This is a genomic window from Gordonia sp. 34D, assembly GCF_056682775.1.
This window is the reverse complement of the sequence record NZ_CM155293.1, coordinates 281,285-296,420: the sequence shown is the minus strand read 5'-3', so window position 1 is coordinate 296,420 and position 15,136 is coordinate 281,285. Positions and strand designations below refer to the sequence as shown.

The 15,136-nt window shown below is 62.9% G+C and carries 16 protein-coding genes; 7 read left to right on the top strand and 9 right to left on the bottom strand.

Going from position 1 to position 15,136, the window contains the following annotated elements; genetic code table 11:
• Positions 1–159 precede the first annotated feature (159 nt).
• The 5 genes from AC1L34_RS01450 to AC1L34_RS01430 are packed head-to-tail and all read left to right on the top strand — an operon-like array spanning position 160 to position 4,173.
• The gene (locus AC1L34_RS01450; RefSeq protein ID WP_480035066.1) at positions 160–681 is read left to right on the top strand and encodes an alternate-type signal peptide domain-containing protein; all 522 of its coding nucleotides are present in this window, start codon (positions 160–162) and stop codon (positions 679–681) included.
• A 45-nt stretch (positions 682–726) separates the two neighbouring features.
• Positions 727–1,320, top strand: a complete 594-nt coding sequence (locus AC1L34_RS01445; protein ID WP_424294132.1) for a hypothetical protein — start codon at positions 727–729, stop codon at positions 1,318–1,320.
• Entirely contained in the window at positions 1,317–1,988 is a 672-nt protein-coding gene (locus tag AC1L34_RS01440) for a signal peptidase I (protein ID WP_424323113.1), read from the top strand. Before AC1L34_RS01445 ends, AC1L34_RS01440 begins: the two co-directional genes overlap by 4 nt.
• Positions 1,985–2,557, top strand: a complete 573-nt coding sequence (locus AC1L34_RS01435) for a hypothetical protein (protein ID WP_424323114.1) — start codon at positions 1,985–1,987, stop codon at positions 2,555–2,557. Before AC1L34_RS01440 ends, AC1L34_RS01435 begins: the two co-directional genes overlap by 4 nt.
• A complete protein-coding gene (locus AC1L34_RS01430) occupies positions 2,554–4,173 on the top strand; it encodes a signal peptidase I (RefSeq protein ID WP_480035065.1) in 1,620 nt (539 codons plus the stop codon). Before AC1L34_RS01435 ends, AC1L34_RS01430 begins: the two co-directional genes overlap by 4 nt.
• Positions 4,174–4,175: 2 nt before the next feature.
• On the opposite strand, the gene AC1L34_RS01425 is transcribed toward AC1L34_RS01430, so the two are convergent.
• On the bottom strand, positions 4,176–4,937 hold the full coding sequence (locus AC1L34_RS01425; protein ID WP_424294127.1) for an acyltransferase: 762 nt from the start codon (positions 4,935–4,937) through the stop codon (positions 4,176–4,178).
• 149 nt (positions 4,938–5,086) lie between these two features.
• Between AC1L34_RS01425 and AC1L34_RS01420 the strand changes: the two genes are divergently transcribed.
• Positions 5,087–6,418, top strand: a complete 1,332-nt coding sequence (locus AC1L34_RS01420; protein WP_480035064.1) for an outer membrane protein assembly factor BamB family protein — start codon at positions 5,087–5,089, stop codon at positions 6,416–6,418.
• 106 nt (positions 6,419–6,524) lie between these two features.
• Here AC1L34_RS01420 and AC1L34_RS01415 read toward each other — a convergent pair whose 3' ends face one another.
• The 6 genes from AC1L34_RS01415 to AC1L34_RS01390 all read right to left on the bottom strand — a co-directional run bounded on the left by AC1L34_RS01415 (position 6,525) and on the right by AC1L34_RS01390 (position 12,253).
• A complete protein-coding gene (locus AC1L34_RS01415) occupies positions 6,525–7,028 on the bottom strand; it encodes a hypothetical protein (protein WP_424294124.1) in 504 nt (167 codons plus the stop codon).
• A 53-nt stretch (positions 7,029–7,081) separates the two neighbouring features.
• Entirely contained in the window at positions 7,082–8,053 is a 972-nt protein-coding gene (locus AC1L34_RS01410) for an alpha/beta hydrolase family protein (protein ID WP_424294123.1), read from the bottom strand.
• The gene (locus AC1L34_RS01405) at positions 8,053–8,964 is read right to left on the bottom strand and encodes a transporter substrate-binding domain-containing protein (protein ID WP_424294122.1); all 912 of its coding nucleotides are present in this window, start codon (positions 8,962–8,964) and stop codon (positions 8,053–8,055) included. The genes AC1L34_RS01410 and AC1L34_RS01405 overlap by 1 nt, the downstream gene beginning before the upstream one ends.
• A gap of 148 nt (positions 8,965–9,112) precedes the next feature.
• Complete coding sequence (locus AC1L34_RS01400; RefSeq protein ID WP_480035063.1) at positions 9,113–10,330, bottom strand: THUMP-like domain-containing protein; 1,218 nt, start codon at positions 10,328–10,330, stop codon at positions 9,113–9,115.
• Between the two features lie 110 nt (positions 10,331–10,440).
• The gene (locus tag AC1L34_RS01395) at positions 10,441–11,451 is read right to left on the bottom strand and encodes a class I SAM-dependent methyltransferase (RefSeq protein WP_424293381.1); all 1,011 of its coding nucleotides are present in this window, start codon (positions 11,449–11,451) and stop codon (positions 10,441–10,443) included.
• Between the two features lie 13 nt (positions 11,452–11,464).
• Complete coding sequence (locus AC1L34_RS01390) at positions 11,465–12,253, bottom strand: enoyl-CoA hydratase/isomerase family protein (RefSeq protein WP_424293382.1); 789 nt, start codon at positions 12,251–12,253, stop codon at positions 11,465–11,467.
• Positions 12,254–12,345: 92 nt separating this feature from the next.
• On the opposite strand from AC1L34_RS01390, the gene ligD reads away from it, so the two are divergent.
• Positions 12,346–13,332, top strand: coding sequence for a non-homologous end-joining DNA ligase (ligD, locus tag AC1L34_RS01385; RefSeq protein ID WP_424293383.1), 987 nt, complete (start codon positions 12,346–12,348; stop codon positions 13,330–13,332).
• On the opposite strand, the gene AC1L34_RS01380 is transcribed toward ligD, so the two are convergent.
• Entirely contained in the window at positions 13,329–14,159 is an 831-nt protein-coding gene (locus tag AC1L34_RS01380; RefSeq protein ID WP_424293384.1) for an NUDIX hydrolase, read from the bottom strand. The two genes, ligD and AC1L34_RS01380, sit on opposite strands and share 4 nt — an antisense overlap.
• A 91-nt stretch (positions 14,160–14,250) precedes the next feature.
• Positions 14,251–15,087: an ABC transporter ATP-binding protein gene (locus AC1L34_RS01375; RefSeq protein ID WP_424293385.1), complete on the bottom strand. Its 837-nt coding sequence runs from the start codon at positions 15,085–15,087 to the stop codon at positions 14,251–14,253.
• Positions 15,088–15,136 lie beyond the last annotated feature (49 nt).

Genomic DNA, 15,136 nt, shown 5'->3' with positions numbered 1-15,136 from the left:
TTTCGCTTCACCTGCCCCTTTGCCCTACTGCCGTCCGAACGGATGAATTAAACCCGGGACGTAACAATCGACTCAAAATGGGCGAAACTATCGATAAGTGACGTTCGTCACTGACATCTGGGTGGCGAAACAGAGTCCACCTTAAGTGGAGGTGGACTGATGAATCGCAAAACCAAGGGCGCACTCGCTATCGGAGCCGGAGCCATCCTGCTACTGGGCGGCGCGGGGTCGTACGCCCTGTGGAGCGTCGACTCGGATATCGCCGGGGGCAGCAACATTTCGACCGGCAATTTCGCGCTGGATTGTGGAACGTCCGGTGCCTGGACCGACGAATCGCCAACGACAAACGGCGTACTGACCGTCAATCCTTCCGTCGACCTGATGGTTCCGGGCGACGTCTGGAAGTACACCGGTAGTTGCACACCCACGTTCACCGGTAAAAACATCAAGGCCGAACTCAGTGTCAGCGGGATCGGCACGGGTGCCACGCTTCCCACTGGCATCACCGCGGTTTCCACGGCCAACGGCAGCCCGGGCACTGCGTTCCCCGCAGTCAGCGGAACACCCATCGCCGTCACTGTCACGTTGACCTTTGATGCGGCCACCGGCGGAACCACCAGCACGAACACCGCCATATCGGTCGATGCCATGGCGATCTCACTCAAGCAGGTTCGTCCGTAGCCCGCCACCCATCGAAAGGCCACGGAACATCGTCGAACAGCTACCGTGACGCGAAACAAACTGCTCCTGGGAGCCTTGGGTTTCCTGGTGGTGTCGCTGATCTTTGGATCGGTGTACACCACCGGGGCCTATTGGTCCGAGACCGGATCCCTCGGGACACAGACTGACATTGGGACCGGCACCATCGGTCTCAATCCGCACGGCAGTGGCGATGCCTCCTACAGTTTCGGTTCCCTCACCGGAAACAACATCGCGGTCGGCAATGTCACCGAGAAGCCGTTAACGATCGTTAATACCGGGACCACCCGAATTAAGTTCCAACTCTCCAGTGCCGGACCGGCCATCACGAGCCCCGGGTCCACAGTTACCGTGACACTGTCCGGATCCGTGGCCGGCACTTGTCCCGGCGGCACCGGCAATCTGTCGGGCGCTTTTCCGGCAACCGACACCACGGGACCGGCGACAACGATCGGTTCCCCGAACCCCGGTTTGGCGAACTGGCGGGTCCTCGACAAGGGCGGTTCCGAAAGCTGGTGTGTCCGAGCAATCCTGAAGACCCTCGGCGGCACCCTGCCCGCCGCGTACACGATCAACTTCAATTTCTCCGTCGGCCAGCTACGTCCGGGGACAAACCCATGACGACGCCTACCTCTGAGACTTCGGGCACCGAAACTCCCGGCACCGACGCCGTCGAACGCACTCCCCGCCAACGCGCGATGCACATCCTGTGGCAGACGGTCAGTTGGTTCCTGCTGGCGGCCGCCTTCGCCATGCTGTGCACGACAATTCTGATCCCCAAGATCGCGGGTGCGCGGCCATACACCGTGTTGACCGGGTCCATGAAGCCCGACTACCCGGCTGGCAGCCTGGTCGTCGTGAAGCCGCGGACCGTGTCGTCTATCCACGTTGGCGATGTCATCACCTACCAAATCGAGTCCGGTAAGGCCGATGTGGTGACGCACCGCGTGATCGAAGTCCAGGAGGGGCCCGACCAGCAGCCCCGGTTCATCACGAAGGGCGACAACAACAATGTCCCCGACGCCGAGCCGGTCCGCCCGATCCAGGTGCGCGGCGTCCTCTGGTATTCGGTCCCCTACCTCGGGTTTGTGAACACCTGGTTCACCGGCGCCAAGCGGACGATCATCGTGTTCGTCCTGGCTGGCCTGCTATTTGTTTACGGCGGCTGGCAGTTTTACGTCGACTGGCGCGACGGTCGTCGTGCCGAGGCCGAGGGCACCGATGAGACCACGGTGCCAGAGCCCGACAACACCGACACCGCTCCCCTCCGAACGGAGGTGGAGTCGTGAAGCTGCCGAACATTTCCGCCGGAATGTCGCGACGAGTTCGAGCTCTGCTTGCGTGCGGAATCTTGCTGGGCACGGGCGCAGTCGGCACCACGGCACTATGGTCGACGACGGCGGCAACAACATCGGGCCAGTTCACAACCGCTGGCGTCGAAATTATGGTGGGCCCCAGCGGCGGACCCCACAAAGCGAGTTACAACTTCACGTTCCCCGGAAACTTGCTGCCGGGCTCAACGACGGCCCAGATTGTCCAGGTCAAGAACACCGGCGGCATCCCATTCACTTTCACCTCAGCCGCGACACAGTCGGGTGTGGGAGCTTTCACGACGCTGACGGCACGACGATCGACAACTAGCGCGGTCAACATCGGTACCGGCCCCTACGGCGAACCAGCCTGCGGGACCGGCGGTGTCGCCATGGCGATGGGTACCGCGGTCGGCCCAATAGCCGCGGGCGGTGTGCAAGATATTTGCCTCGGCATCCAATTAAATGACAACACTCCCGGCTCCTACGCAAACAGTGCTGCGGCCGGCACTGTGACCGTGACCTTCACTGCGACGGCGGCATCATGACCACGCCCATGATGACACCGACGCGACGTCGCCAAGTTCTCGCCAATGCCGCACTGACCAGCGCAGCCATCCTCGGTACGTTCTGCATAATCCTCACCGTGCTCGCCATATCTTTCGGTATTCGACCGCTCATCTTCGAGACCAACTCCATGGCCCCGGCAGCGCCGACCGGATCCCTCGGCATTGCCCGGACCGTGCCCGCAAACACTGTCCATCCCGGCGACATCGTCACCGTCACCGCCGACAACGGCACACGCCTCACTCACCGAGTCGTCACCGTCGGTTCGTTCGCCGGGGATTCCGCAACCCTCACGTTGAAGGGCGACGCCAACAACGTTGCCGACCCCGGAAGGTACGTCACGACCACCGTCGACCGCGTCTACTGGACCGTCCCCTACCTCGGGTATGTGGTGTCGTGGTTGAAGAACCCGATGACCCTCGCCCTCGAAGCCGTCGCACTGTTGATCCTGTTGGCAATTGCGTTCGCACCGAAGCAGGGGTGGCGCAACAGTCCCGCCGGACAACGCTTCCTCGCCGGAACCGCCGCGGCGTCGGTTGTTGCGGTCGTAGTGTCGGGTGCGCAAGCTCCGGGCGAAGCCCAGGCCGCTCCACCGCTGTCGGCAACAGCGACGGGGACGATTTCGACGGGAATCCCAGCCAACCCGACGTCGATGGGCTGTTACAACACGACCACATCGATCCTGCTCCTGAGCTATTCGACCGTCGAACTCCGATGGCCCAATCCCGCCTCAAATTCCAGGTACACCTACGAACTGAGCTTCCCCGGACAGAGCCAAGCACCAGTCACAATTAACGCGGCGACTGCACCGAACCCCGCCGTCTACAAACTTGACCAGGGTCTGCTGACTGCCATCATCACCTGGCTACTCGGAGGCGGCACAATAACTGTCGTACTGACGAACACAGTGAAGAACTTCCGCTCAGCAGCAACCGTCACACAATTAATCCGCCCGACCAGTCCTGGGCAAGATGGCCTGTTAACACCGGCCGGAATCAGATGCGTTACTCCCACGAGTGGGTTCGCAGCGCGGAACGAACCGCCGAGTGAGTCAGCGACGTCGGCAGATCCGAGCACTTCAGCATCAAGTGGAGAGTCGTCAAGCTCGGCACCTTCCAGCACTGCTACGGAAAGCGCAGGACCGTCCTCCAGCGAAACATTGTCCCCGATCTCCACTGCCCCGAGTCCCCCGACGGCGACACCGACCACAACCGTCCCGAAACCAACCCTGCCGCCCGGCGGCACGACTACCGCGTCGGGCAGTTACGCCTTCTATCAAGAGGGCGGCGCGGTGATGATTCGGGACGCGTCGTCGACCGATGTGGTTTATCGGGGTAATTTCCCGGCGTCGAGTTCAGTGCGGTGGCTGCCGCAGTCCGAACAACTTGAGGTCACCGAGCCAGATGGAACGATTGTGGTGGTGAGTCAGTCGGCTGGCGTGTGGACCGAGGCGGTCACGCCGCCTCCCCCGCCTCCGGCAGAGCCGCCACCAGCGAACGAACAGCAGCCAACCGAGCAACCGTCACGCGCACCGGCGGAGCCGACCCTGTCGAAGCCGGTTCCGGTCGCACCGTCGAGCGAGCAGCCCAGCGAGTAAAGCTAGGCGCTATCGCCAGCCTTCTTGTTGGCCGCAGCTTTCTTGCGTTCGATGTCGGCGAGTGCGCGTTCGAGTTCAGCGCGCTGCTCGGCTCCGGCTTCCCAGTCCGTCATGCGGTTCTTGACGACGCGGGCCGGTGCACCGACGGCGATGCCGTAATCCTCGATGACGCCGCGAACCACAGCGTGTGCACCCAGCACACAGCCACGTCCGACGGTCGTGTTGCGCAAGACAGTCACCTTGGCAGCAATCCACGTATCGGGACCGATGCGCACGGGGCCCTTCACGATGCCCTGATCCTTGATCGGCAGGTTCAGGTTGTCGGTGACGTGGTCGAAGTCGCAGATGTAGCACCAGTCGGCAACCAGGGTGGAGCCGCCGATCTCCATGTCGAGGTACGAATTCACGACATTATTGGCACCAAAGACGGCCTTGTCGCCGATGCGCATGCTGCCCTCGTGACAGCGGATGGAGTTGCCGTCGCCGATGTGGACCCAGCGGCCAATCTCCATGCGCGCCAGTTCGGGGGTCGCGTGGATCTCAACATCCTTGCCGAGGAAGAGCATTCCGCGCAGCACGATGTGCGGGTTGGCCATCCGGAAACGGGCCAACCGGTAGTAGCGCACCAGGTACCAGGGGGTCCAGGCACGGTTGCGCTTAATCCAGCGCAGCGAGTCGAGCGTCAAAAAACGCGCCTGCTGCGGGTCGCGGCGGCGGCCGGCACGCCATCGTGAACGGTAAGACGCATTCCACATCGTGGTCATGGATCAAAACTTTAATCGACCAAACATTGAACTCGCCCATCGCACCGGTGCGCCCAGCGCCTCACCCATGGTGTTAATGCAGGCGCATTCACCCGACCAGATAGAGTCGTGCCCGAGCGTGGAGCCATGAGACCTAAGCTTCCCCGCGCATGTCAAAGGATGATCGGAGCACGATGACCCAGGCCGCACGTCGACGCTTGCGCGCGATCGGACGGATCGCCGTACTCGGAACGTTGGCCGCACTGGTGGCTACATCCTGCTCCGATGGCCATATCGACGTCCGATCGGTCCCGGCTGCCGGATGGTCGTCGTACGGCGGTAACAGTGGCAACAGCAACTACAGCCCGGCCGCTCCATCTGCCGACCTGAAGCTGTCGTGGACGCGACCCACCGGCGGCCCCGTCACCAGCCCGACCGTCATGAACGGTGGCGGCGATGTCCTCGTCACCGCCCGCACCCCGAACGGCTGTAACTTCCTGGTGCTCGATTACCGCGCGGGCCGTAAGAACTTCTGCAAGCGGATGAAGGACGGCTTCTGGGGCAACGCTCCCGTCGTCGACCAGTTCACTCAGCCGTACATCGGTGAGCCCGGCAAATTCTTGGCGCTGACCGGCGGCGGCCCTATCCGCTGGCGGATGGACGTTCCCGGTGTTCCGACGTCGGCCAAGTTTGTGAGCCCCGGCCGCATTCTGATCACGACCTCGCTGGGCCGCGTGCTGATCGCCAACTCTCAGAACGGCGACCTCGCCGCTCCGGCCCGCGACCTGTGGTCGAATGTCGCAACCGATCCGCTGACCGGCTTCGGCGATTGTGTGTCCGGCGGTCCGGGATGCGCCATTTCTGCGCCCCCTGCGGTCGACTGGGCGGGCAAGCGGATCTTCCTGAACTTCTTCCCGCAGGGCGCGAAAGCGTCGCAGGTGAAGGCCCTAAGCTACGCGCAGGTTGACGGTAAAGACGCCGTGACTGATGCGTGGGTCGCCGACCTGCCCGGCGGCGTCGTCGGACCTCCGGTTTCCTCCAACGACGGCAAGACTGTCTACGCGTTCGGTCGCGACGGCAAGATTTACGCCCTCGACGCTACCAACGGCACTGTCCGTTGGAGCTACGACAATGGCGGCTACGGCTTCGGCACCATGTCCGTCTCCCCCGACGGCCTCATCATTCCGGCTGGCACCATCGGCGCGCCGCTGGTGATGCTGCACGACGATGGAGACAAGGCCACCGAGGTAGCCCGACGCGACGACCTGCAGACGGCGGGACTGGCAACGGTGACCGCCTCAGGAACCGCGTGGGCCGTTATTCGTCAGGGCCCCGAACTGGAATTGGCCCTCGCAGAAATCGACACCAAGACCGGCAAAACCAAGCGCACCCTGCCGATGCCCGAAGCGAAGGGCTTCGCGACCGGCGTCGCCGTGTCGCCCTACGGCCAGCTCGCTGTCACGACCAACATCGGCAAGGTTTACTACTACGCCGCCGACTAGCAGGCATTCCGCTGGACGAAAAGGGTCCGCCCAAGCCAAAAATGGCTGGGCGGACCTTTCTTGTCCGTGATCGCTACCCCGGGTTTCGTCCTTACTGGGTGCGTCCCTATCGGGGTGCGTCGCCCGTGATGTTGCAAACCCAGCCGCCGGAGGATCCCGGAATCAGGTAACCGGGTGCACCACTCTGATCGGTGCACGGATGCCCGCCCGGATCATCGTCGTGAGTGGCGTGCGGCTGTGTCGTGGCCTGCGGTGCGTCACCAGTGATGTTGCAAACCCACCCGCCAGAAGACCCCGGAATCAGGTAACCGGGTGCACCACTCTGATCGGTGCACGGATGCCCACCCGGATCATCGTCCTGCTCTGGTTGGGCTTTAGGGGTCGTGTGATGCGGTGCTGGAACTGGCGCAACGTTCGACGCTTCCGGCTTCGGATTCTGCGGAGTGGTGACTGCGGGCGTCGAAGACATCGTGGTCGTCGTTGCCGAAGCCGCTGTCGTTGGACTGCTCGCCGACGAGGTCGTCGTGTCTGAATCACCGGACCCGCACGCACCAACTAACAGCGCCATGGCAAACAGGCCCGCAGCGAGCCCAGACTGTCTCACGTTCATCGAAAAACTCCTCAAACAGATGGGTTTGTTCCAGCTCTCGGTCTGCCGTTCACTCAGTCACGTTGGGCGGTAAATGCCGCCCGGCTTATCGTCTCCAATACGGTCATGAATTGGCCATTGTTGACGTCAACAATGCTGACGTGATTGCCGCCCGGAATCGAGATGAACTCGGATTTGGCACCGGCTTTCCTCGCTGCGGCCACGTAATTGCGCGCGAGCACCGCCGGAACCACATGGTCGCGGTCACCAGCGATGGCAATGGTGGGAATGCTTGGATCGATGTTCTGGATGGGATCCACCATCGCGTACCGTTCAGGGGCTTCGTCGGGACTTGCGGACATGACGCCCTCGATGTATTTGTCGCCCATCGCCACGGCCTTCCGCATATCGAGGGGCCCGGCGAGGGAAATGACATTCTCCGGGCGAAACTTCGGTTTGGCGCCCACTTCGTTGTCTTCCAGGCGATGCCGCGTTCCCGACCACATCGCCAACTGCCCGCCCGCCGAATGGCCGGCGACCACCACGTCATCGGTATCGATCGCCGAGTTAGCGGCCTTCACCGCCGGAACGTAATCGAGGGCAGCCGCCACATCGGCAAAGGTCGTCGGCCATCCTCCGCCCGCACCGACCCGGCGATACTCCACGTTGTAGACGGCCAGCCCACGCTCACCAAGGCGGCGAGCGAAGTTCACGAACGAGTCCGCACCGATCTCCGATTGCCAACCACCCCCGTGAATCAGAATGACGAGTGGGACCGACGAATCGGCATGGTCGCCCTCCGGGATAAAGAGGTCAACCCAGTTCTGATCGTCATCCCGGGTGCCGGTGGTTGTTGGGTACAGATACCGCTTGGCGTCGACGTTCGTGGAGGCCTCGACTTTTGCGAAGTCGGCTGCAGCCTTGCCGGGATCCGCCTTCTGCGCTGGCGGCACCCCTGGCGTGTCCGTCGAGGAACACCCGCCGACGACGACCATCGTCGCGGTCAACAGGATGGCAATCAGCCGGTGCCGCACCGTGTTTCGCATTAGTGGACCGCCGCGTTAATCAGTGAGGTCTCGATGACCCCGTTCTCGATCCCCCAGCGCTCGGCGATCGTGCGCATCTCGCCCGAGTCGATCAGGTACTGGACCACCGTTTGAAGTACGGGCCCAAGCGTGGACCCCTTCGCGACGGGCAAACTGTACGGCAGCGTGTCGAAGGCTTGACCAACTGCTTTGATGGCCCCATTCGACCGCTCGGCGGCATACAGCGTCACCGGCGAGTCCGCCGACACGGCATCAACTTTCCCCGCGACGAGCGCTTCCATCGCCGCCCTTTCGGAACTGAACTCGACGATCTTGATCGGCTCCTCACCGACGGTTTCGCACGCCTGAGACTTGGCAGGGAGTTCGATGGTCGACTGGGTTGTCGCAGCCTCGGCACCGACCGTTGTGCCACAGGCTTCGTTGGGGTTGATGTCCGTCGACATCGCGGCCCACTGCGTGCCAGCGCGGAAGTAGGTCACCATGTCGACGACCTTTTCTCGCTCGGCCGTATCGAAGATGCCTCGAGCGGCGAGGTCGACTTGACCATTCTGGACAGCGGAAATGATTCCGGAGAATTCTTGGTCCTGAAACTGCGTCCGCAACCTGAGCGCGTTAGCAATCGCGGTGAGCATATCGATATCGAAGCCGGTGAGCTTTCCGTCGACAGAATTCACCATTGGCTCGAACGGCGTACTGGTGATGACAGTAAGCGTTCGAGATTGGCGAATCCGCTCGGGCAACCGCGCGGTAAGAGCGGCAACGTCCAGCGGCGCGACTGCAGCCGAGGACTGCGGTGATGTCGACTCCGACGGCGTGGTCTCAGTACTGCATCCGACGGCACCCACAGCCAAAACCAACGGCACAATCGCACCGAATCGCGCGATACCAGCCCACCGCAACCCAATCCGCATTCCGTTGCCTCACTAGCAAATTGAGGATGCAGCTTGGCGCCACACCAACAGGTTCATCGGCATTCGGAAATGAATGACGAAATTGCCTGCAACGCTAACAAAGACACAAATTTGACGTTGCAAATCGGAAGAATGCAGTTCCCAGCGGTCAATGCGGAAAACGCAAGCCCGGCTCGCAAAGAAAGGCGGTGCCCGCCCGACCAATTCTGGTCATAACCAACGACAGTGGCTTTGTGCCCTTAAGCTTTAATCGCTTCCGTAACTGGTCCGGATCGACATTGAGGCCGCGAACCAGGATTTCTAGACTGCCGCAATCGTGGGCGGCAAGCGCCGCCCGCAGCACCTTCTCGGTCACCCCCAACTGATCGATCACCCGAAATCCACGTTCTCCGGCGGGCACCGAGTCGCCGGTCAGATAGGCGATCTGGGGGTCCAACTGTCGCAGGCCGTGCCGGCGGGCGTAGTGCCGCACCAGGCCCGCGCGCACGACCGCCCCATCGGGGTCGACGATCCACTCGCCGATTCCGGGCTCGTCAATGTCATCGGGGTCGTCACTGGTGATCTCGAAGCTCCCACTTTCAAAGCCACCCTCACCGCGCAGGACAGTCGCGCGCCGTTGCGGGCCATCGACCCGACTCCACAGGCATGCTTCGCGCACTCCCCCGTCGAGTGAAACCACCTGAACCTGACCCTCGAACCCAAACCGTTCGCGCAGGAGGTCGTAATCCAGGCCCGGGGCGCACTTCACCACCAACGACCGCCCTTCATACGCGGCGAGCAGATCCGGCAACGGTGGGACCAGTTCGTCGAACCGGAAGGTGCGTCCGCGCGCATTTCGGCGCGCCGGATCGGCCAACACCACATCCGCGGTCGATGTCGGAGTAAGGGCGTCGCCCCGCAGCAACACCCGGGGCACTCCGGCACTCACGGAAAGGTTGTGGTCGGCCATCGATAGCCGGATCGGGTCAATGTCGCTACCGATCACGCCACCGATGCCCGGGTTGCCTGTCAGCGCCAGGAGCTCGGAACCGATGGAGCATGTCACGTCATGTACGACCGCCCCGGGGTGGCGCGCGGCAATGTCGGCGGCGCGATGCCTGGCGACGACTGTTGCGGTGGCCTGTTGCAGCGCCGCATCAGTGGCGAGAATGCGGTCGGCGTGCTCAAGCTTCACCCCGGCCCGACGCCGGACCAGGACCGTCTCGACGACGGCTGCGGCACGATCGCCATAGTTGGCGCGCAGCGTCGGCATTTCCTGCAACAACGACGCCGGAGTCAACACCAGCCCAGCCGCTTGCGTCAGCGCCTCGGTACCGGCGGCCGATCGCAAGAACTCGACGTCGTCGTAGCTGAAGTCATAACCCACCAGCCAAGCGTAGATTGCGGGACCGCAGACGGAGGTCGCGTACCGGGGAGAAAACAAAGCGGCACCGGACTTGGGAGTCCGATGCCGCTTGGAAAAGCTAAAGCTCTGGCTTACTTGGGCTCAGGCTTCACGCCGGTGATCAGCAGGTTGTAAAAGAACTCCTTCGGGACCACCTTGTCGAGGACGTTCTCGTCGAGCCAAGTCATCCGCTTCCAGCCGCCGAACGCGAAACGCGCCCAACGCCACTGCAGCTTCTCCTGCGGGACAGCAGCCTCGAAAGTACGGACCGGCCAGCCGAGCATCGCAGCTGCGAGCTCTTCCGATGCCGACTCCACCTTCACTGCACCGGCGTTGGTAGCGAGGCGCTCCAGATCGTCGGGGGTAAAAGTGTGGATGTCGACGACCGCTTCGAGTGCTGCTGCACGCGAGGACTCGTCGAGTTCGGCCTGCGGACGGCGCCAGCTCTTCAAGGGTCCGAGCTTGGTGGCGTTGGTGGTGATCCACCAGGTGGCACGGCTCATCCAGCGAGCATAGAAGTCACCGTAGGTCGACGGCTCACCGGCGAACACGAAACGACCGCCCGGCTTCAGGACGCGTAGCACCTCGCGGAGCGACTTCTCGACGTCCGGAATGTGGTGCAGCACGGCGTGACCGACGACGAGGTCGAAGGTGTTGTCCGGGTACGGGATCGACTCGGCGTCCGCAACACGACCGTCGACGTCCAGGCCGAGGTTCTCAGCGTTACGCAGCGCAACCTTCACCATGCCGGGCGACAGGTCGGTGACCGAGCCCTTGGTGGCGACACCCGACTGCATCAGGTTCAGCAGGAAGAACCCGGTACCGCAGCCCAGTTCCATAGCGTGGCCGTACGGGAGAGGTGCGTCGGGCAGGATTTTGTCGAGGCGACCGCGCGCGTAGTCGATGCAGCGCTCGTCGAATGAGATCGACCACTTGTCGTCGTAGCTCTCGGCTTCCCAGTCGTGGTACAGCACCTGGGCGAGCTTGGTGTCGTTGAAGGCGGCTTGGACCTGCTCAGCACTGGCGTGCGGGTTCGGGGCCGGATCGACCTGGTCGCTCGAGGCGGCCGAATCGGCGGTGTTCTGATCGTCGATGGCGGTCATGTCTGGTCTTTCCCTACTTTCCAGTGAATTGGGCTTTGCCGGGCCCATTGGCAACGAACGACTCCATGCCGATCGTGCGGTCGTCGGTGGCAAACAGGGAGGCGAACACCTGCTCTTCAATCTTAAGGCCAGACGCGAGATCGACATCCAGACCAGCGTCGATGGCACGTTTTGCGGCGGCGAGCGCCATCGAGGCGGCCCCCGAGAACTGACCAGCCCACTTCAAGGCCTCGTTGTACACGTCGTCGGGTGCCACAACCTGGTCGACAAGTCCGATTGCCAAGGCCTCCTCGGCACCGACGAAACGTCCGGTAAAGACGAGGTCTTTGGCGCGCGACGGTCCGATGAGGCGAGCCAGTCGTTGCGTGCCGCCACCGCCGGGGATCACCCCGAGCAGGACCTCGGGCACGCCGAGCTTGGCGTTATCGCCAGCAATGCGACGGTCGGCCCCCAGGACCACTTCGAGGCCACCGCCGAGCGCGTAGCCGGTGATAGCGGCAACGGTCGGCTTCGGAATCTCGGCGATCGCACCGAGCGCCCGCTGCAGGCGGCCCGCGATCTTCGCCATGTCGGCGTATGAAAGGTCAGTGAGTTCTTTGATGTCGGCACCAGCGGCCAGCACCTTGGGGCCGCCGTAGATGACGACGGCTTTGATGTCATCGCGGACGCTCGCCTCGTCGGCAGCTGCCGCGAGTTCGTTCTGAACCTGACGACTCAAGGCGTTCATCGGCGGACGATTCAGACGAATCGTCCCGACTCCGGGATGCTCGTCGGACGTTTCCAAGGTTACAAACTCAGGCATGACAGGCAGGTTACCGGTAAGTCAGGTCCGCATCCCAACTGGCCAGTTCGCATGTGACACCAGAATGCGCCGCAGAAGCATAGTGTGACGGGATGGGTGACGGCACGAAGGGCGACGGGTCGGTAGTCGTACAAGTGCCCGGCCCGGGCGGGATTCTGCGCGATGTTCGCATCAGCAGTCCCGACCGGATCTATTTCGCCGAGGCCGGGCACACCAAACTCGACCTCGTGAACTACTACTTGAGCGTCGCTGACGGCATCACGCGAGCCCTGTTTGAGCGACCCTGCATGCTGCACCGCTTTCCGCGCGGGACAGCTGAGAAGAAGGTTCACCAAAAGAAATTGCCTGCCGGTGCGCCGGACTGGATACAGACGGTCGATATCTTTTTCCCCCGCTATGAGCGGACCGTTTCAGAACTCTGCGTTACCGAACCGGCCGCCGTTCTATGGGCGGTCCAGATGGCGACCGTTGAATTTCACCCGTGGAACTCGCGACGTACACACGTGGAGCACCCCGACGAATGGCGGATCGATCTGGACCCCATGCCCGATGCCGATTTCGCGCGGGTCCGTCGCGTGGCCGGGGTGGTCCACGAAGTACTCGATGAACTCGGCATCGTCGGCTATCCGAAGACCTCCGGCGGCCACGGACTCCACATCTACGTTCGCATCGAACCCGAGTGGGAGTTTGCCGACGTTCGCCGGGCCGCACTCGCCTTCGGCACCGAGATAGTTCGACGACTCCCCCATGATGCAACCGTGACCTGGTGGCGCAAAGACCGTGATCCGGCGGCCGTCTTCATTGACTTCAACCAAAACGCCCGCGACCACACCATGGCCGCGGCGTACTCGATCCGCGCAAATGCTCGAGCCACGGTATCGGCACCATTGTGTTGGGACGAGATTGATGTCGCCGAACCCGACGATTTCACTGTCGCCACCATGCCAGCGCGCTACGCCGAACTCGGCGACCTGCACGCAGGCATCAACGACACCGCCTACCGCCTCGACACGCTGTTGGAATGGGCGCAACGCGACGGAGCCGACGGGAAAAACACCGACAGGGCGAAGTCGGACTAGCTTGGCGCGTTGGTGTTCTTCAGCTGGTCCATGCGACCGTCCCCGAGCGACTTCAAGTACTCGCCGGAGTCCGCGAACTGCAGGCCGTGGATACCTGTCGGGTCGGCAATTCGCGGCTCGATGGGCTCAATGACGTGCTTGGCGCCCATCAGCGCGGCAACGGTCGAAAAGCCTGCGATGGTCCGAAGCTGTGACCAGGTAGGCGGCAACAGGAAGTGCTTACCGTTGTCCCAATCACGCAGCGCCTGCTCGGCGGTCTGCCAGCCGGTCGATTCCGCTTCGGTCGTTTCGCCGTCCGCGGTCTGCCCGGCGGGCAGTTCCGCGAGGAAGAAGCGGGTGTCGTAGCGACGGCGTTCGTTTTTCGGGGTAATCCAATGCGACAGCGGAGCAAGCAGATCAGTCCGCAAGACGAGGTCGTGCTTGGTGAGGAACTCGGCAAACGATAGGTCCTTGCTGACGAGCCGATCCCGTTCGTCGGCCAGCGACGCGGGGTCGTCGTAGACGGAGTCCTCGGTGCCCGCGAGGAGCACGCCGCATTCTTCAAAGGTTTCGCGGACGGCTGCACACACCAGAGCTCGCGCGGATTCGACATCGGCGGCAAACTGTTCCGCCCACCACGTCACATCGGGTCCGGCCCAACTGATTTCGGCGTCGCGATCGCGGGCGTCGACGCCACCACCGGGAAAGACCGTCATGCCGCCGGCAAACGCCATCTGCTGCACGCGGCGCTGCAGGAACACCTCGATGCCATCGTTCGAGTCGCGAACCAGCACCACGGTCGACGCATCCCGCAGGGGCACCGACTCCGACTCGTTTTCCACGAACATCGCTAACTCCTTAAACCACGATCAGCACCGAGCAAGCGCTCGGTTCGGTGATGTGACCATAACCCGGCCCTTGCGACTGCGGATCAGAACCCTATCCCTCGGCCCGGCGATGCCCACCGGCACGACGAGCCCGGCGGGCAAAGTAGCGACCGTCCTCGACGGTCAGGGCAATGTTCTGACGGAAAGTCGTCGTCAGATTCTCAGCGGTGAGCGCCTCGTCGAGCGGTCCCTGTGCGGTGACCCCACCCTCGGACAGCATCATGATGTTGGTGAAGCCCGGCGGGATCTCTTCGACGTGATGGGTAATTAGCACCAGCGCGGGCGCGTCCGGATCCTGCGCGAGGTTGCTGAGACGGTCGACGAGTTCTTCACGACCACCGAGGTCCAGGCCCGCTGCCGGTTCGTCGAGCAGCAGCATCTCGGGGTCGGTCATCAATCCGCGCGCAATCAGGACTCGCTTGCGTTCACCTTCGGACAGGGTGCCGAAGGTGCGGTCGGCGAGATGCTCAGCCCCCATCGACTCCAGAATGTTGGTGGCTTGCTCGCGGTCAGTCTCGTCGTACTCCTCGCGCCACCGGCCCAGCACTGCGTACCCAGCGGAAATCACCAGATCGGAGACCAGTTCGTCGGCGGGGATGCGCCCGGCCATCGCCGAGCTGACGACACCAACCCGAACCGCGAGTTCCCGCACGTCAACATGACCAAGTTGCTCGCCCAGCACAAAGGCGTCGCCGCGAGTGGGGAACTCCATGGCCGCGGCCATGCGCAACAGTGAGGTCTTACCCGCGCCGTTGGGTCCGATGATGACCCACCGCTCGTCGAGTTCGACCTGCCAATTCACCGGCCCAACAAGCGTTTTCCCGCCGCGGATCAATTCCACGTCGCGAAAGTCAATGAGGAGGTCGGGGTCAGAAGTCAGTTCGGTCACGACCTCCATGTTGCCGGATCCGTCACTGTTTCGGCGCAGCGGAATACAA